This window comes from Zobellella sp. DQSA1, from assembly GCF_041950555.1.
GTDB lineage: Bacteria > Pseudomonadota > Gammaproteobacteria > Enterobacterales > Aeromonadaceae > Oceanimonas.
Genome location: NZ_CP169531.1, coordinates 1982428 through 1999267, shown reverse-complemented (window position 1 = coordinate 1999267; position 16840 = coordinate 1982428). Strand labels below are relative to the sequence as shown.

Annotated in this window: 27 protein-coding genes; 19 read left to right on the top strand and 8 right to left on the bottom strand. The window is 58.2% G+C overall.

The window, feature by feature from the left end; all coding sequences use genetic code 11:
• Nucleotides 1–2: 2 nt before the first annotated feature.
• A complete protein-coding gene (locus ACEVBK_RS09640; RefSeq protein ID WP_375058387.1) occupies nt 3–548 on the bottom strand; it encodes a phage regulatory CII family protein in 546 nt (181 codons plus the stop codon).
• The gene (locus tag ACEVBK_RS09635; protein ID WP_375058386.1) at nt 532–771 is read right to left on the bottom strand and encodes a helix-turn-helix domain-containing protein; all 240 of its coding nucleotides are present in this window, start codon (nt 769–771) and stop codon (nt 532–534) included. Before ACEVBK_RS09635 ends, ACEVBK_RS09640 begins: the two co-directional genes overlap by 17 nt.
• Between ACEVBK_RS09635 and ACEVBK_RS09630 the strand changes: the two genes are divergently transcribed.
• The 7 genes from ACEVBK_RS09630 (at nt 674) to ACEVBK_RS09600 (ending at nt 5190) form a co-directional block, all read left to right on the top strand.
• Complete coding sequence (locus ACEVBK_RS09630) at nt 674–1525, top strand: XRE family transcriptional regulator (RefSeq protein ID WP_375058385.1); 852 nt, start codon at nt 674–676, stop codon at nt 1523–1525. The genes ACEVBK_RS09635 and ACEVBK_RS09630 overlap by 98 nt on opposite strands.
• 23 nt (nt 1526–1548) lie before the next feature.
• Nucleotides 1549–2169 carry a type VI secretion system-associated protein TagO gene (locus ACEVBK_RS09625; RefSeq protein WP_375058384.1) on the top strand — a complete coding sequence of 207 codons (621 nt, stop codon included), beginning with the start codon at nt 1549–1551 and terminating at the stop codon, nt 2167–2169.
• An 86-nt stretch (nt 2170–2255) separates the two neighbouring features.
• Complete coding sequence (locus ACEVBK_RS09620) at nt 2256–3230, top strand: hypothetical protein (protein WP_375058383.1); 975 nt, start codon at nt 2256–2258, stop codon at nt 3228–3230.
• Nucleotides 3214–3570 carry an STAS-like domain-containing protein gene (locus ACEVBK_RS09615; protein ID WP_375058382.1) on the top strand — a complete coding sequence of 119 codons (357 nt, stop codon included), beginning with the start codon at nt 3214–3216 and terminating at the stop codon, nt 3568–3570. Before ACEVBK_RS09620 ends, ACEVBK_RS09615 begins: the two co-directional genes overlap by 17 nt.
• Nucleotides 3567–4013 carry a hypothetical protein gene (locus tag ACEVBK_RS09610; RefSeq protein WP_375058381.1) on the top strand — a complete coding sequence of 149 codons (447 nt, stop codon included), beginning with the start codon at nt 3567–3569 and terminating at the stop codon, nt 4011–4013. The genes ACEVBK_RS09615 and ACEVBK_RS09610 overlap by 4 nt, the downstream gene beginning before the upstream one ends.
• A gap of 138 nt (nt 4014–4151) precedes the next feature.
• Entirely contained in the window at nt 4152–4508 is a 357-nt protein-coding gene (locus tag ACEVBK_RS09605) for a hypothetical protein (protein ID WP_375058380.1), read from the top strand.
• A 394-nt stretch (nt 4509–4902) separates the two neighbouring features.
• On the top strand, nt 4903–5190 hold the full coding sequence (locus ACEVBK_RS09600; protein ID WP_375058379.1) for a hypothetical protein: 288 nt from the start codon (nt 4903–4905) through the stop codon (nt 5188–5190).
• Here the strand turns inward: ACEVBK_RS09600 and ACEVBK_RS09595 are convergent.
• On the bottom strand, nt 5171–5452 hold the full coding sequence (locus ACEVBK_RS09595; RefSeq protein WP_375058378.1) for a hypothetical protein: 282 nt from the start codon (nt 5450–5452) through the stop codon (nt 5171–5173). The two genes, ACEVBK_RS09600 and ACEVBK_RS09595, sit on opposite strands and share 20 nt — an antisense overlap.
• 157 nt (nt 5453–5609) lie before the next feature.
• Between ACEVBK_RS09595 and ACEVBK_RS09590 the strand changes: the two genes are divergently transcribed.
• The 3 genes from ACEVBK_RS09590 (at nt 5610) to ACEVBK_RS09580 (ending at nt 7198) form a co-directional block, all read left to right on the top strand.
• Nucleotides 5610–5846 (top strand): hypothetical protein, encoded by a 237-nt coding sequence (locus ACEVBK_RS09590; protein ID WP_375058377.1) that lies wholly within the window; start codon nt 5610–5612, stop codon nt 5844–5846.
• Nucleotides 5847–6012: 166 nt separating this feature from the next.
• On the top strand, nt 6013–6363 hold the full coding sequence (locus ACEVBK_RS09585; protein WP_375058376.1) for a hypothetical protein: 351 nt from the start codon (nt 6013–6015) through the stop codon (nt 6361–6363).
• A 28-nt stretch (nt 6364–6391) separates the two neighbouring features.
• Nucleotides 6392–7198 (top strand): YfdQ family protein, encoded by an 807-nt coding sequence (locus tag ACEVBK_RS09580; protein WP_375058375.1) that lies wholly within the window; start codon nt 6392–6394, stop codon nt 7196–7198.
• On the opposite strand, the gene ACEVBK_RS09575 is transcribed toward ACEVBK_RS09580, so the two are convergent.
• Nucleotides 7199–7462: a hypothetical protein gene (locus ACEVBK_RS09575; RefSeq protein ID WP_375058374.1), complete on the bottom strand. Its 264-nt coding sequence runs from the start codon at nt 7460–7462 to the stop codon at nt 7199–7201.
• 198 nt (nt 7463–7660) lie between these two features.
• On the opposite strand from ACEVBK_RS09575, the gene ACEVBK_RS09570 reads away from it, so the two are divergent.
• From ACEVBK_RS09570 to ACEVBK_RS09530, 9 genes are all read left to right on the top strand, one after another.
• Nucleotides 7661–8926, top strand: a complete 1266-nt coding sequence (locus ACEVBK_RS09570) for a phage N-6-adenine-methyltransferase (RefSeq protein WP_375058373.1) — start codon at nt 7661–7663, stop codon at nt 8924–8926.
• A complete protein-coding gene (locus ACEVBK_RS09565) occupies nt 8926–9117 on the top strand; it encodes a hypothetical protein (RefSeq protein ID WP_375058372.1) in 192 nt (63 codons plus the stop codon). Before ACEVBK_RS09570 ends, ACEVBK_RS09565 begins: the two co-directional genes overlap by 1 nt.
• A gap of 9 nt (nt 9118–9126) precedes the next feature.
• On the top strand, nt 9127–9639 hold the full coding sequence (gene ssb / locus ACEVBK_RS09560; RefSeq protein WP_375058371.1) for a single-stranded DNA-binding protein: 513 nt from the start codon (nt 9127–9129) through the stop codon (nt 9637–9639).
• Between the two features lie 9 nt (nt 9640–9648).
• Nucleotides 9649–9819, top strand: a complete 171-nt coding sequence (locus ACEVBK_RS09555; RefSeq protein WP_375058370.1) for a hypothetical protein — start codon at nt 9649–9651, stop codon at nt 9817–9819.
• The gene (locus ACEVBK_RS09550) at nt 9816–10283 is read left to right on the top strand and encodes a hypothetical protein (protein ID WP_375058369.1); all 468 of its coding nucleotides are present in this window, start codon (nt 9816–9818) and stop codon (nt 10281–10283) included. Before ACEVBK_RS09555 ends, ACEVBK_RS09550 begins: the two co-directional genes overlap by 4 nt.
• A gap of 10 nt (nt 10284–10293) precedes the next feature.
• Nucleotides 10294–10968: a hypothetical protein gene (locus ACEVBK_RS09545; protein WP_375058368.1), complete on the top strand. Its 675-nt coding sequence runs from the start codon at nt 10294–10296 to the stop codon at nt 10966–10968.
• The gene (locus tag ACEVBK_RS09540) at nt 10956–11096 is read left to right on the top strand and encodes a DUF4406 domain-containing protein (RefSeq protein ID WP_375058367.1); all 141 of its coding nucleotides are present in this window, start codon (nt 10956–10958) and stop codon (nt 11094–11096) included. Before ACEVBK_RS09545 ends, ACEVBK_RS09540 begins: the two co-directional genes overlap by 13 nt.
• Before the next feature lie 421 nt (nt 11097–11517).
• Nucleotides 11518–11754, top strand: coding sequence for an excisionase (locus ACEVBK_RS09535; protein ID WP_375058366.1), 237 nt, complete (start codon nt 11518–11520; stop codon nt 11752–11754).
• Nucleotides 11726–12862 (top strand): phage integrase Arm DNA-binding domain-containing protein, encoded by a 1137-nt coding sequence (locus tag ACEVBK_RS09530; RefSeq protein WP_375058365.1) that lies wholly within the window; start codon nt 11726–11728, stop codon nt 12860–12862. Before ACEVBK_RS09535 ends, ACEVBK_RS09530 begins: the two co-directional genes overlap by 29 nt.
• 420 nt (nt 12863–13282) lie before the next feature.
• Here the strand turns inward: ACEVBK_RS09530 and ACEVBK_RS09525 are convergent, their stop codons facing one another.
• The 4 genes from ACEVBK_RS09525 to udk form a co-directional block, all read right to left on the bottom strand.
• A complete protein-coding gene (locus ACEVBK_RS09525) occupies nt 13283–13465 on the bottom strand; it encodes a hypothetical protein (RefSeq protein ID WP_375058364.1) in 183 nt (60 codons plus the stop codon).
• 190 nt (nt 13466–13655) lie between these two features.
• Entirely contained in the window at nt 13656–15572 is a 1917-nt protein-coding gene (locus tag ACEVBK_RS09520) for an AsmA family protein (RefSeq protein ID WP_375058363.1), read from the bottom strand.
• A 22-nt stretch (nt 15573–15594) separates the two neighbouring features.
• Entirely contained in the window at nt 15595–16176 is a 582-nt protein-coding gene (gene dcd / locus ACEVBK_RS09515) for a dCTP deaminase (protein WP_375058362.1), read from the bottom strand.
• 21 nt (nt 16177–16197) lie between these two features.
• Nucleotides 16198–16839 carry a uridine kinase gene (udk, locus tag ACEVBK_RS09510; protein WP_375058361.1) on the bottom strand — a complete coding sequence of 214 codons (642 nt, stop codon included), beginning with the start codon at nt 16837–16839 and terminating at the stop codon, nt 16198–16200.
• Nucleotide 16840 lies beyond the last annotated feature (1 nt).

Below are 16840 nucleotides of genomic sequence, written 5' to 3'. Positions count from 1 at the left end.
CGTCATATCCCCGCTACCGCACCGGCGCCAGCCGCCAGCAAATCCATACCGCTGGTAATCAACGGCACCGTGCCGCATACCGACTCCAGCTGTACCAGTACCCGGGCCGCCTCGGCCTGCAGCGAGCTGGTGAGCTGCGCCACACGGCCACGAACGCGATCGGTTACCCGGCCTCCCTGGCGTAGGTAAATGGCCTCGGCCGCCAGTTCGCCGGCGGCAGCCTGAATGGTCAGCGTCGAGTCCAGCAAATCCCCCCGCCGTTCCGCCCGGGGCATCCGTACCGCCACCAGCCCCAGCTCCAGCATCACGCCCTCCACCAAGGTGGTATTGCCCGTTTCCCTGGTAAGGGCGATCAGCTCCTCCACCCGTAGGTAGTGCTGTTCCTGCCGGGGGTTCAGCTTATTGCGCAAAATCTGCGGCTTAAGCCCCACCAGGGGCGCCGCATCCTGCATGCAGATTTCACTGGCGAACTTGCGCTGCGCCAGCGTCCAGGCCGGCTGTATAGCGGCACCAGATTCAAACGGTGACTGTTCAGGTGGGTGTGTCATGATTATCCTCACTGCGATCCTGATATTTCTCGGGATAGATAATTTCCATTGGGTTGATTTCATTGGAAAAAAACTCTGCAATCTTCTCTGCTCGGTCAATCGATGCCCTCTGCAGGCCTCGTTCAATGCGGCTGAGATTGCCCACGTCGATTTCAACTGCTCGGCTGAGCTCGGTGATAGTAATCCCCTGCTTTTCGCGCAGTTTGCGAAGAGGTGTATGCATGGCTGCTCCAAATAATGCGCATGACGCATATTCAAGCATAGATAAAATTGCGTGTCACGCTTTGCGAGAGACGCAAAGGACTCGGCATGATAGACAAATGAAAGTTGGAGCTAAAATCCGAGCGCTCAGAAAGGAGCGCGGCATGACAATCAACGACCTTGCCACCGCTGCAGACAGTGATGTGGGCAATATCTCTCGCCTTGAAAGAGACATGCAGGGCGCCAGCACGCAGATGCTTACCAAGATAGCTGACGCTCTAAACGTTTCCGTTGCAGACATTTTTGCGGAGCCTGGCAAGTTCAAGGTGCAAGAGAACACAGCAACCTATGGTGATGATGTCCCCATCCCTCAGTTTGATGTGCGTGGTGCCATGGGGAATGGCTGCGCCCCTCCTGACTATGCTGACGTGATCAAGAGGGTTACCCTGACCAAGGACTATCTGGCCAGCATCCGCCCTTCCTTCACTACCGCGTCCAACCTTGCTGTGGTCACTGGCTGGGGCACCAGCATGGTCGGAACTATCAACCACGGTGATCCGGTGCTGGTTGATCGCGGTGTTACCCAGTTTGTCGGCGATGGGGTTTATCTGTTCACCTGGGACGGCCTGCTCTACCTCAAGCGATTGCAGAAGGAAACGCGTCAATCCTTCACTGTCATCTCAGATAGCGGTAAATACCAGCCCTTCACCATCCCCATCGATGAGGTCATTATTCACGCCAGAGCCATACTGGTTTGGGCGGCAAAAACACTATAAAAACAAATAGAAAGGAGCGCGGAATGTCAGGGAATCAGAACGGGACGGTTTGGGCATCAGTATTGGTTACACTTGCAGTCGTGGGTGGTTTATACGTGGTTACGGCTGATAACAGCACGCCGCAGCTCACACCGCCCGTCACAAAACCCCAAGTTACAGTACCTGCGCCTGCCAAGGCAGCTGTCACGTCCGAGCCGGCAAAGCCTGTAAGCAATTGGTCCGTCCGCACAGGCAAGTCCGATGTAGATGATTCCCCTTACGTTGTGCTATCTGTGGAGTCGATAGAACGCCCCACAGACCGTTACGGCCGGATGACGTGGCCCACGCTCTATGTCCGCTGCCAGGAAAATACCACCTCCCTGATCGTGAACTGGGGCCGGTACCTGGGTATCAACGAGACCTCGGTCACCTATCGCATCGATGATAATAAAGCGGTCACCCGAAACTGGAGTATCGCCACCAACCACGAAGCGGTCGGGCTGTGGCGGGGCAACCAGAGTATTCCGGTCATCAAGCAGGTGCTTGGCTCCAAGCTGTTCCTGACGCGTATCACCCCATATGGTGACAACCCTATCACTGTCAGGTTCGACACCACCGGGCTCGATAAGCACATTGGCGCCCTCCGAAAGGCATGCAACTGGTGATGCTGATTATCCCCATCAACGGAAACTGCACCATCGTCGGCCCCGTGGTGTTTTCCGGTCGGGTGTTTTGATCAAGAGTGGGATGCATGATAACCGAACACGGTCTTCGTACTGATATCGGCCTGGGTAATATGGCCAAGTATAAGGTTAAAGTTCTGGATGGCGTGGTTTACCTGCAAGCGCCAGCCAGGATTGATGTTTACCGCGATGATCTGCGAGACAGCACGCTCACCTTCCTCGCCGTAATCGCTCACTTGGGGCTGAATTGGGAGGTAAGGATAAGAGTTGACCTGAAGGGTTGCGAAACCATCACCGCCGCGGCGGCTGTAATGCTGTTTGCAGAGGTCACGCGAATTCAGCTGGCCACCAACGACAGTGAAGCCGTTTTGGTGGACCCACCAGAAGGCCCCTTCCGAGTACTGTTTAGAAATTCAGGGCTGCAAGCAGGCCTAAAACCTGGCGCAGCAAGGAAGCTCAACGAGCTGTTCGACAATGATCATCCACTCCAGAGCGGTGACACGCCAGCAAAGTCCATCATTTCCATTATGTCCGTGATGCACAAGGCTGGGCTGGACCTGACCAAACCTCAAACCAGAATTTTCAGCAAGGGGGTTCAGGAAGCCATGCTGAATGTGATGCACCATGCTTACCGCCATGAAGCTGAACCCTTATCCGGCATCGGCAAGCGCTGGTGGCATGCATGCTGGTACAACCCCCAGGACAACAGTATGTCATTTATCATTTACGATAAGGGTAGCGGTATACCAGAAACGCTGGCCGAGGTATGCGGGCCAGAGATGAGCGATGAGGACAGGATCGCCCACGGCCTCAAGAAGGGCGTAACATGCATGCTGGACCCCTCTCGGGGTAAGGGATCGGTGGACATTCAGAATGTTACGAACATCTACGCGGGCTCGCTATTGTTTGTTGCCAGTAATTACGGCATTGTATTAGTCAAGGATGACGGTGAGATTTCTACCAAAAAACCGTCAAATCAAAGCTTTAACGGTACGTTGATAGAGTGGAAGTTCAAGTTGGAGGTCAATGATGAAGAGGTATGATTTGGCAGCTGACTTCTCCGACGCGCCCTTCGGCCGTTACCTCGATGATGGCCGGAACAGCGGTGAGCGATTCAGGGAGAAGTTCCTGTACCCGTGGCTGAAAGATGCCCTGGATAGAAACGAGCTGGTTGAGATAGACCTTGACCATGTCCCACTGGGCATCGGCTCATCTTTTCTGGAGGAAAGTTTCGGCGGATTAGTGCGCAAGGGGCTGATAAGCAAGCAGGATGTACTCAAGGTGCTACGCATCAAGTCAGATGAAGATTCCAGCTACATCACGGAAATCATGGAGTACATCCAGGACGCCAAGCCTGAGGAACAGCCGGTTAACCATGCATGAGCCTATCGAATCTCGTAAGCCTGTTATTGGGCTCAGTCGCCATCGGCGTTGCCGTGCTTTCTTGGCGAGTGACCTACATCCAAGGGCGAAAGCTGGCATCAAGGAACGAGACATTCGTCCATGTTACCAGCGTCCATCAACTCGCCGATCAACTGGACAGCTTGGCTGAGCAGCATTGGCTGGCAGCAGCAGAGGACCGCTCCAGCTATGCCTACGAGCAAAAGGTGCTAGCCAAGATCAAGCTTCTCGGATTCAAATTTAGCGCCCTGGAAGAGCGGGGCATTGTCATCGACCAGAAGCATGCTCTAACCATTCGTAGATCGATGACTGGGGCGACGAAGAGCGCCAGCGATTCCGCAATACTCAAATCAACCTTCGCCGCAACGAATAGCCTTCGTGCGGCAGCAGATCAAGCTTACTGGCGAAAGTATCCTCATACATGACTCTCTGCATTTACTAATGCCCGCCCCGAGCGGGCTTTTTTGTGCCCTCTCCCCTGCCCCTGTGGCAGAATACAGACTCACTCAGAGCCACCTTAACGTCAATTAGAATCATCACTAAAAGCAAGGAGCACAAGCCCTATGCGCATGATCAAAAATTTCCTCGCAGCTTTTACTGCGGTAGCGGTTATGTCCACCTCGATGCCTTCTTACTCAGAGTCTGAAGAAAACGATGCTGACATATGCACGGCAGTAGCGGCTACGGCCGAAGAGCTGATGTCAGCTCACCAAGATGGGATGCCACTATCAACGATCTTAGAGGTTTACGGTAAGTATGACGGCTACCTGAAGCCTGTAATCGATACGATGATTGAGGATGCTTACTCAGAGACACGCTGGCGATCCGAAGAAAGCCAGCAGCGAGCCATTGGCGTCTTCAGGGACTATTGGCATCTGGCTTGTATCAAATGGCAGCGCGAAAGCACATCTACCAACTAAGCTCCCATACCTCTACCAAGCCCGCCCCGAGCGGGCTTTTTTGTGCCTGCTTAAAACCACCTTTACCCCTCTTTTTTAAAAACAGGCCAATATTTGCGCTTGACGCATTTGCGCTATACGCATATCTTTGTGAGCAAGCCATCGCGGCCACGCTCCTTAACAACTAGACCCACGCGCAGGCAGTCGCCATACCCGGGCACACGTCCGGACCCCTACCCGGTTCGCCGGGTGCTGGGAATAACTGCCGAAGACCCGCCGGGGTATGGGCCCGGCTTGGGCAGCCGCCCCCGGGTTAGGGGGCAACGGCAAGGGCCATCCGCCATGCCCTTAACTTGTGACAGGGTGCGGATGAGGTAACCGGATGGCCCTTGACCGTTGAAACAATGGAGGATGTATGGACGAGAACAGCAAGCAAGACGGCACTTGGCAGCTCGGCGAAAGCGAACGGGTGATACCGGAACCAGGGAAAACGGCGGAGCAACCAGGGTCACCGCCGCCGCTAACTGAGGAGCGGGTCCGTGAAATCGCCCGGGAAGCCGCTCAGCAAGTGCTGGCCGAGGCCTTCAAAACAATCAACGACGGGTGGGCAAATGCAGGCTTAATGTCTGGGCTGAACATTGACCTTTCCGCCTTCGAATCCAGCATTGAATCCATCTTCGGCATCAAGAGGAAGACGGAGTAGCAAATGGCTCCGGTGATGACAGCATCTCCGCCATTTCACGAATGCCGTTTCTCAAGTGCTCGTTGTCGCTCTCGAAGTTCTTGAACGAATCAAGCACCCGAACGCAGTCATCCTTAAAGGCTTGATCGCCGCCATGATGGATGATGAACCACGTCATCATCTTGAGCACGGCAGAGTGTCCAGATATCCGGTTGAGGTCTTGGTAAAGACCATCAATTTCTTCGCTGATACCTTCCAGGGTGAGTTCTTTTTTATCAGTCATTTTGTTTCTCCGTGGTGTTGTTTGGCACCCATAACATACCACGGCGCTGGCCCGGCGTAATGGGCAACCAGTTCCATTGCCTGAGCAACGGCGACAGCAACACCCACTCACTAGCTCTCTTTCGCCCGGCCTGCCCGGGCATCTTTTTGGAGACCCCATGGAACAAGCACTGATAGCCGCAAGAAAAAAGGCCCGGGAATTCTTTGCCCTGTCCTCACGCTATGGCGGTGTCGTTATCGTCTACGAAGGTGTGGTATGCGGCTGGGTAGACCAACTGCGCGACCCCGGCCACTGGACGCCCGAGAGTATCGCCATCGACCAGCAAGGCAACTGCTGGGAGGCCCAGGGCGGCACCGACAGCGATGGCGCCGAACGCTGGCAGCCGCTGGCATGACACCAGCCCGGCCTGCCCGGGCATCTTTTCGGTATCGGTAAGGGCCCCGGCCGGGGTGCCGCTTTGCCCGGCCAGGGAAGCGGGCCCTTAACCGATGCCGAAGCATCTTTATCCCTGAGTGCATTTCGCCCGGTTCGCCCGGGCTCTTTTTACCCCGGAGGAATCCATGAGCGAGAACAAACTCACCCCCTTTTCCCAGCAGCTGGCCTACATGCAGAAAGGCTGCCTCGATGCAGACATGGCCGAACGCCTGGCCAACGTGGTCAAGGCCGTGATGGAAACCGGCAAGCAAGGCACCGTCTCCCTGCAGCTCAAAATCCAGCTGCGCAAGACCAAGAGCGGCGACCAAATCCAGATCACCCCGGTGGCCAGCCACAAGGCGCCAGAATCCCCGATGGGCGACACCATCATGTTCCCCACCGCCGACGGCGACCTACTGCGTGACGACCCAAACCAGCGCAGCCTGGACCTGAAAACCGTCGAAGTGCCCGCCGCGGCCGCCCTTAAAGCCCTGTAACCCTCCCCTCCCCGAGTAAGGACTCAACATGACAGCACTGAACAAAGACACCCTGGATCAGCTGGTCGGCATGGCCACCCAGCCGGTTACCGTTACCGACCCCGGCCAGGTGGCGATTGTGCCGGAAGGCTTCCGGGTCACCGACCTGGAGAAGTTCGCCACCGAGCCAGCCCGCACCCGGGCCACGCCCACCATGAACACCGCCGAGAGCCTGGTGGCCTACATCAACCGCTTCGCCCATGGCGCCGCCGTGATTTATGCGGATCTGGAAAGCCGCATCCTGACCGCGGTGCTGGATCACTTCGAACTTGGAATGCCCTCTTGGGGCGAGCACACCGCTACCTATCGCTGCCCGCTCTCCAAGGAGTGGCAGGCCTGGACCAGCAAAGACCGCTCACCGATGAACCAGGTGGAGTTTGCAGAGTTCCTGGAAGAGCACTACAAGGACATCGCCCCCACCAGCGCCGACTACCCCGGCCCCACCGGCGGCGAACTACTCAATCTGGCTACCAACTTCCAGGTTACCCGGGAAGCCAAGTTCCAGAGCGTGAAGCGCCTGCACGACGGGACCTTCCAGTTCGCATACTCGGAAGAGAACACCGGCACGGGCAACACCACCCTGCCCGAAACCATCCGTCTGGGCATTGCCCCCTTCCATGGCGGCGAGCACTACGCCATTGACGTGCGGATCCGCTACCGACTGCGCGAAGGCCAGCTCAAGCTGTGGTTCGAGATGATTGAGCCCGAGCGGGTGCTGGAAGACGCCTTCAAAGGGGTGCTGGCCAAAGTCCAGACCGACCTGCCGGAAAGCCAGGTGTTCGAAGGCAAGCGGTAATCACTCTGGTGGAGGCAGCGGCGACAGCAACACCGCGGTAAACGGCTCGGTCACTGCCTCCCACGCCCCCTGCAGTTCCTCATCAGTGCCGTAGAACAACTCTCCGGTACCGGACAGAACGCCGTAGAACTGACCTTCCTGGACACTCAGCGCCGGGATGGAAAAACCCATTGGCTCTTCGCACACCAGCACCGGGGCATCCCGGGGCACCATGGCCAGGCGTTCTATCAGTTCGCCGGCCGTCATCGCTTTTATCTTTTCCATGCTCACCTCCCTGCGTACTTATCCAGCGTAGACCAGACAAGTACGGGGCTGCGAGCTCAGACCCCAGCCGGCGGTGGGGATATAACACCGGCAACCGAGCGCCACCAGCTCCTCGCCCCTCGACGGCAAAAAAATGGCGGCGTGATCGGCTGACCAGCGGGGAAAGACCCGCACCATATTCCAGATCAGGGCGACCCCATGACCTATTTTGAAAAACTCCAGGCCATGAAGGCCGACCGGATGAAAATCAAACTGCGCGACATCGGCGACGAGTGGCGCACCCCAGATGCGCTTTACTGGGGCATTTTCCAGCTGTACGGGCCGTTTGTGCTCGACCTGTTTACCGACGGCGACAATGCAAAATGCCCCAGGTTCTACACCGCCGAGCAAAACGCCCTGGTACAGCCCTGGGCGGAGCACTTGGACGGCCAGGGCAGCGCCTTTGCCAACCCGCCCTATTCACGCAGCAGCTACGACACCGAGAACAACCCGGTTACCGGCATGCGCCACATCGTGGCCAAGGCCATGGCCGAACGTGAGCTGGGCGCCCGGGTCGTGTTTCTTATCAAAGCGGCCCCATCAGAAAAGTGGTGGCCGGAGCATGCGGATCACATCTGCTGGATTAAGGGCCGCGTCGGCTTCGACTTGCCCGACTGGGCCGACCATCTTACCGGCTCCAGCGCCGGCTTCGGCCAGGCCATTGCCGTATTCGACAAGAATTGGCGAGGCGAGCGGGAACGCTACATTGCCCGCGACCTGCTCGAAGCCCAGGGCCAGGCGCTGATGGATGCCATTGAGCAACGGGCACAGGAACTGGCCGCGCAACTAGTTCCGGCCATGGGTTCGCTATCCACTGAGCCCTGCCCGATACCATTGCAGCAAGCCACGTTATCACCGGAGCTTGGGCCGCTATGTGTGGAGCCGGAGCCACAATCTTCGGAGCTCGAACCGGAGGATATGGAATATGTGGAGTCCCGGCCGCTATGTGTGGAGCCAGCGCCGGAATCACCAGAGTCGGAACCGTTATCATTGGAGCAGGTTGATACCAACACCAATTCTGGTCACCACATCGGCGGCGGTGTCTACGTCGAGCCTACCAACTTCACCCCCGACGATCTGCACCGCCTGTGGGTGGACGGTGAGCTTAAAACCGATAGCTTCCCCCACTTTATCGCCGCCCTGGTGGTGATGTTTGGCCGGCATGAAACCTACAACCTGCGCCAGCTGCGTATAGCCCTGGTGGGCGCCGAAGCCGATGCAGACAACCATATCTGGAACCTGACCTCGCAGCAGTGTGAGCAGATCAGCGCATTCGGGTGCTGGGTGCCCAAATATCAGATAAACGAACCGTCCAGCCAACTGGCCGCCGTGGCCGAACTGGTGGCCAAAGATGCCCTGCACAGCACCAGCATTAGAGATGTGCTCACCCAGTTCAGAAATCAACTCCAGGAGATGACCGACTGATGTTCGCAGCCCAGCGCCACCGCATTCTGAAAAACATAGCCCGGGCCGACGGCATGCTCGCCCGGCTCAAATTCCACTACAGCCACCACGATCCCCGCGGCCGCTGGTTCTACCGCAGCGGTAACGAAGCCGCCCGCATCCAGGAACTACCCACCGGCCGGGTGCGGATTGACTTTGGCGTATCAGCATAGGAGACACCCATGGCCCAGCGCGGCATCAATAAAGTCATTCTCATCGGCCACCTTGGTCAGGATCCGGAAGTCCGCAGTTCCCCCAGCGGCACCACCTTCTCCAGCCTGTCCCTGGCCACAAGCGAGACTTGGAAGGACAAACAGACCCAGCAGCAGAAGGACCGCACCGAATGGCACCGGGTAGTGCTGGTAGGCAAGCTCGCCGAAACCGCCCGCGACTACCTCAAGAAGGGCAGCCAGGTGTATATCGAAGGCCGGCTGCAGACTCGCAAGTGGCAGGATCAAAACGGCCAGGACCGCTACACCACCGAGGTGGTGGTAGGTATGGGCGGTGTCATGCAGATGCTCGGCGGCAATCCCCAGGGCGGCAACCGGCCACCCCACCCCGCCGACCAGGGCGGCCAGAACTGGCAGCAACAGCCCAATACCCCGGGCGCCAGCGAACCGCCGCCCGACTTTGACGACGACATTCCCTTCGCCCCGCTCGGCCTCCAGTTCCCGGCCCTGCTGCTGGCAATGTAAGGGGCCGCCATGACCAAGCAATGGGTAAGAACCCGCCGGGGCGGCTGCAGCAACTGCCGCTACCACCACCCCAGCGAACCGGGCTGGCAGCCCTGCCCGGACCAGCACAAACCCGATTATGACGAAAAGGCCGTCTGGCTATGGCGGCGAGACTACAGCGGAGAGGAAGAGCAGGCATGAGCAACAACACCAAAGTGAATGGAGCTATCGAATCAATCTGTGACCACATTCTGGAGTCACATTCGTTTCACCTACCGCCGGGCGGTATCACCCCAGAAGAGGCGCTTGTTGGGATCACCCAGGCACAGCATCTTTGCCATGGCCTATCCCGCCAAGCCGGATGGTGGCACGACCTTGGTACTGGTGAACCTCTGCAACGGAACAAGGCGGAAATGCTTTGTCTGATCCACTCCGAGATCTCCGAGGCAATGGAGGGTGAGCGCAAAGGCCTGATGGACGACAAGCTGCCACATCGGCCCATGGCCGAGGTTGAACTAGCAGACGCCATGATCCGCATCCTCGACTATGCCGGTGGCCACGGTTATGACGTTGCCGGCGCGCTGATTGAGAAGCTGGCCTACAACATGACTCGCGCTGACCACAAACCCGAGAACCGGGCGGCAGCAAACGGTAAACGGTTCTGAGGTAGAGAACATGACCACCCCCGATCATATCGCCCGCATTATCGAGCGCATCGAGCCCGCCGACCGCGAGGCGCTGGAACAGCACCTGGTCGAACTGGACAACAGGACCGTCACCTTGCAAGGGGTGATCAAGATTCTGGAGCAGGACAACAAACAGCTGCAGGGAGCCAACAAAACCCTGGTAGCGCACAATGAGCGAATGCATGATGCCAAAAAGCGCTGGAGAGGTTTGGCGGTAAATGACGGAGCCTTCTTGGTGGAGGTGATGGAGATTTTGAATAGAACCCCCGCAGCCAGCCAGCACCACGACGATATGGCCGTTGATGCTTTCGCCGGCGCCATGAAAGACAAGCTGGCAGCATCACGGTCAAAGGGTCGCTCAGGCTGGGATGACCCAGAACAGTGCTCCGTGGAGTACCTAGCTAATCTGCTGGTCGAGCATGTAGCCAAGGGCGATCCGGTTGATGTAGCCAACCTTGCCATGATGCTGCACCAACGCGGCGCGGACAGTGAGGTGTTGGCTTCCAGCCTGGCCGAGGTACAGGCTAAATCGGTTCAGAAGTTCGCTCAGGAGATCGGCGTATTTGACCCAGAGTACGACGATCAGGGGTACATCGAAGTGCCAAGGTATGCAATCAAGGAGTACATCAACCGCATCCGCCAGGAGGCTCAGTGCAAAAGCTGAAGATCTACATTGCCGGGCCAATGTCCGGCATCACCAACGACAACCGCGACGCCTTCCACCGGCAGGCCGAACTGCTGGCAGCAGCAGCCCAATACCCCGGGCGCCAGCGAACCGCCGCCCGACTTTGATGACGACATCCCATTCTGAGGTGCCCCCATGTCAAAACAGTGGGTAAGAACCCGCCGGTGCGGCTGCGGAAACTGCCGCTACCACCACCCCAGCGAACCGGGCTGGCTGCCATGCCCGGACCAGCACAAACCCGATTATGACGAAAAGGCCGTCTGGCTATGGCGGCGGGATTACAGCGGAGAGGAAGAGCAATCATGACCGAGAAACAAGGAAAGCATCGCCGACGAGTCGGGTGCCTGGGAGATAGGTGCTGGCCACCGGCTAATTCAAATCCGTGCTTAGTGGCGTTTGAACCGGTGGCCAGCTCTCTGCTACCAATCCGTGGAAGTCAGAGAGTTCCACGTTAATTCATCACCATCCAGCAATCAAGACGAACCGATATTTTCTAACCACCGAAAACCCATCCAAGAGGATATGACCATGCACATTCCGATCAAAGAATGGGCACGGCGGCATTTTCAGCTCAACGTGTCCAGCACTACCCTCTCCACCTACGCGAAGTCCGGACAGATTTCTCCGGCGCCGATTAAGTTTGGCGGAAAGTGGATGGTTGATGAAAATGCCCGGTTCGTCGGGATATGTCCGGCACCAACCAGCACCGATCCCCTTGTTGCAAGGATACTGGAACATGGCAAGAAAAAGGGCGCACAACATTAGCGTCAGCAACCTCTATCGCAAGCTCGATAAGCGGAATGGCAAAACCTATTACCAGTACCGGGATCCGCGCACCGGTGTGTTTCATGGGCTGGGTACCGACAGCGCCCGGGCCCACGCCGTGGCCACGGAACTGAATACCCTGATCAACAAGCAGCTTGCCGACCAATACAGCCATCTGCTCGAATTGAGCCCAACAGCTCGCTCTGCAAGAGGGGTGAGTGTAAAGCGCTGGTGCGAACGGTACGAACAGATCCAGGCCGAGCGGCTGAAGGACGGAGACCTGTCGGCAAACACACTGCGTTCCCGCAAGTCATGCATCAAGGTCATCAGGGAACGACTGGGGCAATTGCCCCTGGCTCAAGTAGATGTAAAAGCCCTGGCAGCCATCATGGATGAGTACAAGGAGGCAGGTAAAAAGCGCATGGCGCAAAGCCTGCGCTCGGTTTGGATAGATCTGTTCAAAGAGGCCCAGCATGCCGGCGAGGTCCCAGCAGGTTACAACCCGGCACTCGCAACCAAGCAACCCAGGGTTAAGGTTTCAAGGGCCAGGCTCACGCTCGAGCAATGGAGAAGCATGCTGCAGGAGGCTGAGCAGCAAGGGCCGGCTTGGCTCCCCATCGCAATGATGCTCGCCTTGGTCACCGGTCAACGCCGGGATGATATTGGCGGAATGAAATTCACCGACATCTACGATGGCTATTTGCACGTTGTGCAAGGCAAGACTGGGGTCCGGCTGGCCATCCCTCTCACCCTGCGATGTGATGTCATCGGAATGACCCTCGCGGATGTTGTTGCCCGCTGCCGTTCTACCGGCGTGGTAAGCAAGCATCTGGTTCATCAGACAGAGAAACGCAAAGGCGCTCGTCTGGGTTCCCACATTCACATCGACGTCATCACCCGTCAGTTTGCCAGGGCTCGGGATAACTCCGGCATCACATGGGCTGACGAATCCAGCCCACCGACATTCCACGAGCAACGGTCTCTATCCGAGCGGGTCTACCGGGAGCAGGGGCTGGATACACAGACACTGCTGGGCCACAAAGATCAGCGCACGACCGACAAATATCACGACAACCGCGGTCACGAGTGGCTGGTCATCAAAGCGTGATCCACGCGCCTACAATTTGGGGAAAAATTTTGGCGAGATTTTGGGGAAGGCAACCAAGACTCTGATAGACAAGAAAAATCTAACAGCTTCAACTGCTGCCCATGCAGACGAACAAAATCTTTATATTATCCTTGTTTTTCAATGAATTAATCCTCTCTTCCCGCTCCGTTACCGACGTTGGCAAACGAATGAACAACCAGCGTTCTTTCACGTAGTTACCGATTATTTTGGAGAAGAATGCTCAAAAAACAATAGCCCATATAAGGCCCGTTCAGGCCTGACAGGGCTCCAATGCAACATGGATAAGAGCATGATAAACAAAGAAAACAGCAGGGATCCCGGATAGAACGGTAGCAGCCTAACGTGGCTAGCCGAAACTTCCAGGGCTGTCCCTGCTCCGGGCAAAAACGGTCGGCATCGCTACTCGCTCCCATCATCAGGCTGCATGAGCACAACGATCTGTTCTCGTGCCTTGCGATAAACCCGGGGAATGAAGGACTCGCATTCATCGAAGAGCACCACATAGGGTGTGAGTCCAGCCCCCGAAGTAGATTCACAAGAATCCCCCCCCGATTGCCACTCTTTTGCTTTGAGCATGTCCATACCGCCCTCCTTGGCGTGTAACAGCATGTAATTAGAGCATAGCTCGATAATCCGCCGATGACTCCATCCCAACAGGGTTTCCTGTATGGGACGGGAGCACCGCCGTCGGGGGCTTGAGGAGCAACGACAGGCGCTGCAGCAGTTCCGGGGGGATAGGACAAGCGGGGTGGCCTAAGCCACCCCGCTTGCTTCAGAGCTTGAGTCGGTCCAGCAACCCGGGCAGGCGCTGCTGGAGTTTGTCACCCAGCTCCTCGCCCAGCTTTTCGTTGAGTCGCTGTTGCAGCCGTTCTGCTTCCTGGTCCACTTTGTCGCGCAGGTAGCGATCGAATACCTGCTGCATGTCCAGGCCATACTTCGGCGCCTGGTAGGTGCCGGTGATGCGTACCGGTAGGGTGATGTTCTTGAGCTCGGTGAGCTCCTCCCCGTCCTGACCCTTGAGGCTGCCCACGATGGCGGTATTGAGCAACAGATCCAGGGACTCGTCGAGCAGGCGGGTCTCTCCCTGCCCCTGGATACGCAGCAGGGGGGAGGACATATGGAGGTTGTCGGTCGTTACCCTACCGTCGCCAATCCTGAAGTCGGCGGCCAGGGCGCTGAAGTCGGTCTTTTGCACCGCCTCTTCCGTCGGTAGCGGCTGGCCCTTCACCTGGGCGTAGCCGCGGCGGATCATCGCCGGGATATTGACCCCGTGCAGGGCGCCGTCGGTCATTTTAAGCGTGCTGCTACCCCGAATGCTGCGCTTGACTGCCTCGGCGGTCAGGCCCTGCCCTTGCAGGTCCAGCGCCAGGGTTGCCTTGCCCGCCAGATAGTCTATGTCCAGGGCGGCAGTCAGCATCGTCCGGGCATCGACCCCGGTCAGGGTCTTTTTCACCCGGAACCCGGCCGGGCTGGTATTGGCGTCGAGCTCGCCACTGGCTTCGATACTGCCCTGATACAGCTGCGCCTGCACATCTTCCAGTTTCAGCTTACCCCGATCCAGTTGAACCCGGATGCTCAACTGCTCCAGCTCTACCCCCTGGACGTTGACCTTGTCGGCGTTCAGACTACCTTCAACATCCAGGCCTTTCAGGAAAGACAGGTCGGGCTCTCGGGGAGCCTCCGGGGAAGGCCGGCCAGCCCCCGAGCCCGAAGCCGGCGCGTCGGTCGAGGAACTGCCCTGCTGGCTCCATTCGGCCAGCAGGGCGTCCACGTCCAGCGAGGGCGTGGTCAGGACGAAACGTACCTCGGGCAGGTTCTTGTGCTGCACCGAGAGAGCCCCGCTCAGATCCAGGGCACCCAGTTGCAGGGCCATCTCGGTAAACTCGGCCCGCTTTTGATCCAGATCGTAGGCCAACTCACCGGCCAGCCGCAGCTGTTTGGTACCGGGAATGGCCCGGCCGGTGGCGTCTACCGCCAGTTGCAGCTCCTCCAGGCGCAACCTATCGAAGCTCGGCGCCAGCCACAGCCGACCGTCGGCACTGATATTGGCCTGCACCTCATCGCTGAACAGGTTGCCGGAGAGGCGGAGTGGCACCGACTCGCCGGGGGCGAAAGCATCCAGGTCAAGGTTGACCCGGTTCAGGCGGGTCAGACGACTGCTGCCCTCGTCCTGCATCACCACTTCGGCATCGGTAACCCTTACCCCCGCCAGGCTGATGCTCATGGGCCCGCGGTCGTCCTCCCGCCCTTGCCCGGGTTGTCCGTCCTCCGCCTCGACGGCCGTCTCCCGCCCGGACAGCTCGCGCAGATCGTCGAGATTGGACACCCCGTCGGCCCGGGTGATCAGGTGCAGGCGGGCGCTGTTCAGCACCATTTCCCCAATCTCCAGCCGGTTGTCGAACAGCGGCCGCAGGGCCACGTCCAGGCTGACCTCGCCGATGGCGAGGGTGGGCCCCTCCGGGAAACCGGGCGGATTGAGCAAGGCGGTATTGCCCAGGGTAAAACCGATGGACGGAAAGAAGCGCCAGCTCAGGTCGCCATCGATCACCAGGGTGCGGCCGGTCTTTTCCCGGGTCTGCTCGATCAGCACCCGCTTGACCCGCTCGGTGTCCACCAGTTGCATCAGTGCCACCAGCGCCAGCATCAGTAACAAGAGCAGGGCGCCCAGCCCGTAGAGCCATTTCTTCATTGTCGTTATCCCGTGTTGGTGTTCAGTCCTGGTTGATCCGGCTGGCATCCGCTCCTTTCTGGGCCTTGTACTTGGCACTGGCGCGGCTCATGTAGGGCCGCTCCGCCGGCCCCGACATGGTCTCGAAATTGAGCGCCCCTATCACCATCTTGGGCCTCAGCGCCAGGGGCAGCTTGCCGCTGTTATAGAATTCCAGCACGATGCGGCCGGACCAGCCCGGATCGATGCGGTGAGCGGTGACGTGCACCATCAGCCCGAGGCGAGCCAGAGAGGAACGGCCGTCCAGCCAGCCGACGATATCATCCGGCAGGGTAACGGACTCGTGCGTTACTGCCAAGGCCAGTTCCCCCGGGTGCAGAAAGAAGGCTTCGCCGTCGTTGATGAAAATTTCATCGCTCATCACCCGATTGATGGCTTCGGACACCTGGCCGCTGGGGCCGCTCAGATCGATATAGGGTGCGGTATGATCCTGAAACACCCGGAATTCGTTGCCGAGCAGTACATCGACACTCACCCCGCTGATCCGCTCCGGCAACGGTTCGGGGGTGATACGGATAAGACCTTCGGCCAGATAACGCTTGATGTCACGGTCGCACAGACGCATGAAGACTCCTTGAATCGGTAATTAATCCATCAACAGATGACGGATACGGGACTTGATCATATCGGTGGCGATGCGGTTCTTGCCGCCTCGTGGCACTATGATGTCCGCATGCTGCTTGGACGGCTCGATAAACTGCAGAAACATGGGCCGCACCGTCTCCCGGTACTGTTGCAGCACCGAGTCCATGGAGCGGCCGCGCTCTTCCACGTCCCGTTGCAGCCGACGGATAAGACAGATGTCCAAGGGGGTGTCCATAAAGATGGAGGCGTCCATCAGCTCGCGCAGCGCCGGATCGGTGAGCAGCAGTATGCCTTCGAGGATGATCACCTTCTTCGGCAGGAAATGGATGCTCTCCGAAGTCCGGGTATGGGCTACATAGGAATACTGGGGAATATCCACCGCCTCCCCCCGGGCCAAGGCCCGCAGGTGTTCCGCCAGCAGCTCGTGATCCAGGGCCCGGGGATGGTCGTAGTTGGTCTTTATCCGCTCATCCATGGTCAGGTGGCTCTGATCCCGGTAATAGCAATCCTCGCTGATCACCCCGATTTCGGCGGCATCCAGCTCCGCCATCAGCTCGTTGTAAATGGTCTGGGCAATCAAGCTCTTGCCCGAGGCGGATGCACCGGCGATACCGATGATCACGCAGCTGCGATGTTCTGACATG

Excerpts from the sequence above, each read along its gene's own strand:
- ACEVBK_RS09605 (WP_375058380.1), top strand. The coding sequence starts at position 4,152 with ATGCGCATGATCAAAAATTTCCTCGCAGCTTTTACTGCGGTAGCGGTT.
- ACEVBK_RS09520 (WP_375058363.1), bottom strand. The coding sequence starts at position 15,572 with ATGAAGAAATGGCTCTACGGGCTGGGCGCCCTGCTCTTGTTACTGATG.
- ACEVBK_RS09555 (WP_375058370.1), top strand. The coding sequence starts at position 9,649 with ATGACCAAGCAATGGGTAAGAACCCGCCGGGGCGGCTGCAGCAACTGC.
- ACEVBK_RS09580 (WP_375058375.1), top strand. The coding sequence starts at position 6,392 with ATGACAGCACTGAACAAAGACACCCTGGATCAGCTGGTCGGCATGGCC.
- dcd (WP_375058362.1), bottom strand. The coding sequence starts at position 16,176 with ATGCGTCTGTGCGACCGTGACATCAAGCGTTATCTGGCCGAAGGTCTT.
- ACEVBK_RS09570 (WP_375058373.1), top strand. The coding sequence starts at position 7,661 with ATGACCTATTTTGAAAAACTCCAGGCCATGAAGGCCGACCGGATGAAA.
- ACEVBK_RS09635 (WP_375058386.1), bottom strand. The coding sequence starts at position 771 with ATGCATACACCTCTTCGCAAACTGCGCGAAAAGCAGGGGATTACTATC.
- ACEVBK_RS09535 (WP_375058366.1), top strand. The coding sequence starts at position 11,518 with ATGCACATTCCGATCAAAGAATGGGCACGGCGGCATTTTCAGCTCAAC.
- ACEVBK_RS09625 (WP_375058384.1), top strand. The coding sequence starts at position 1,549 with ATGTCAGGGAATCAGAACGGGACGGTTTGGGCATCAGTATTGGTTACA.
- ACEVBK_RS09590 (WP_375058377.1), top strand. The coding sequence starts at position 5,610 with ATGGAACAAGCACTGATAGCCGCAAGAAAAAAGGCCCGGGAATTCTTT.
- udk (WP_375058361.1), bottom strand. The coding sequence starts at position 16,839 with ATGTCAGAACATCGCAGCTGCGTGATCATCGGTATCGCCGGTGCATCC.
- ACEVBK_RS09615 (WP_375058382.1), top strand. The coding sequence starts at position 3,214 with ATGATGAAGAGGTATGATTTGGCAGCTGACTTCTCCGACGCGCCCTTC.
- ACEVBK_RS09585 (WP_375058376.1), top strand. The coding sequence starts at position 6,013 with ATGAGCGAGAACAAACTCACCCCCTTTTCCCAGCAGCTGGCCTACATG.
- ACEVBK_RS09545 (WP_375058368.1), top strand. The coding sequence starts at position 10,294 with ATGACCACCCCCGATCATATCGCCCGCATTATCGAGCGCATCGAGCCC.
- ACEVBK_RS09595 (WP_375058378.1), bottom strand. The coding sequence starts at position 5,452 with ATGACTGATAAAAAAGAACTCACCCTGGAAGGTATCAGCGAAGAAATT.
- ACEVBK_RS09610 (WP_375058381.1), top strand. The coding sequence starts at position 3,567 with ATGAGCCTATCGAATCTCGTAAGCCTGTTATTGGGCTCAGTCGCCATC.
- ACEVBK_RS09530 (WP_375058365.1), top strand. The coding sequence starts at position 11,726 with ATGGCAAGAAAAAGGGCGCACAACATTAGCGTCAGCAACCTCTATCGC.
- ACEVBK_RS09550 (WP_375058369.1), top strand. The coding sequence starts at position 9,816 with ATGAGCAACAACACCAAAGTGAATGGAGCTATCGAATCAATCTGTGAC.
- ACEVBK_RS09630 (WP_375058385.1), top strand. The coding sequence starts at position 674 with ATGCGGCTGAGATTGCCCACGTCGATTTCAACTGCTCGGCTGAGCTCG.
- ACEVBK_RS09525 (WP_375058364.1), bottom strand. The coding sequence starts at position 13,465 with ATGGACATGCTCAAAGCAAAAGAGTGGCAATCGGGGGGGGATTCTTGT.
- ACEVBK_RS09640 (WP_375058387.1), bottom strand. The coding sequence starts at position 548 with ATGACACACCCACCTGAACAGTCACCGTTTGAATCTGGTGCCGCTATA.
- ACEVBK_RS09620 (WP_375058383.1), top strand. The coding sequence starts at position 2,256 with ATGATAACCGAACACGGTCTTCGTACTGATATCGGCCTGGGTAATATG.
- ACEVBK_RS09575 (WP_375058374.1), bottom strand. The coding sequence starts at position 7,462 with ATGGAAAAGATAAAAGCGATGACGGCCGGCGAACTGATAGAACGCCTG.
- ACEVBK_RS09600 (WP_375058379.1), top strand. The coding sequence starts at position 4,903 with ATGGACGAGAACAGCAAGCAAGACGGCACTTGGCAGCTCGGCGAAAGC.
- ssb (WP_375058371.1), top strand. The coding sequence starts at position 9,127 with ATGGCCCAGCGCGGCATCAATAAAGTCATTCTCATCGGCCACCTTGGT.
- ACEVBK_RS09565 (WP_375058372.1), top strand. The coding sequence starts at position 8,926 with ATGTTCGCAGCCCAGCGCCACCGCATTCTGAAAAACATAGCCCGGGCC.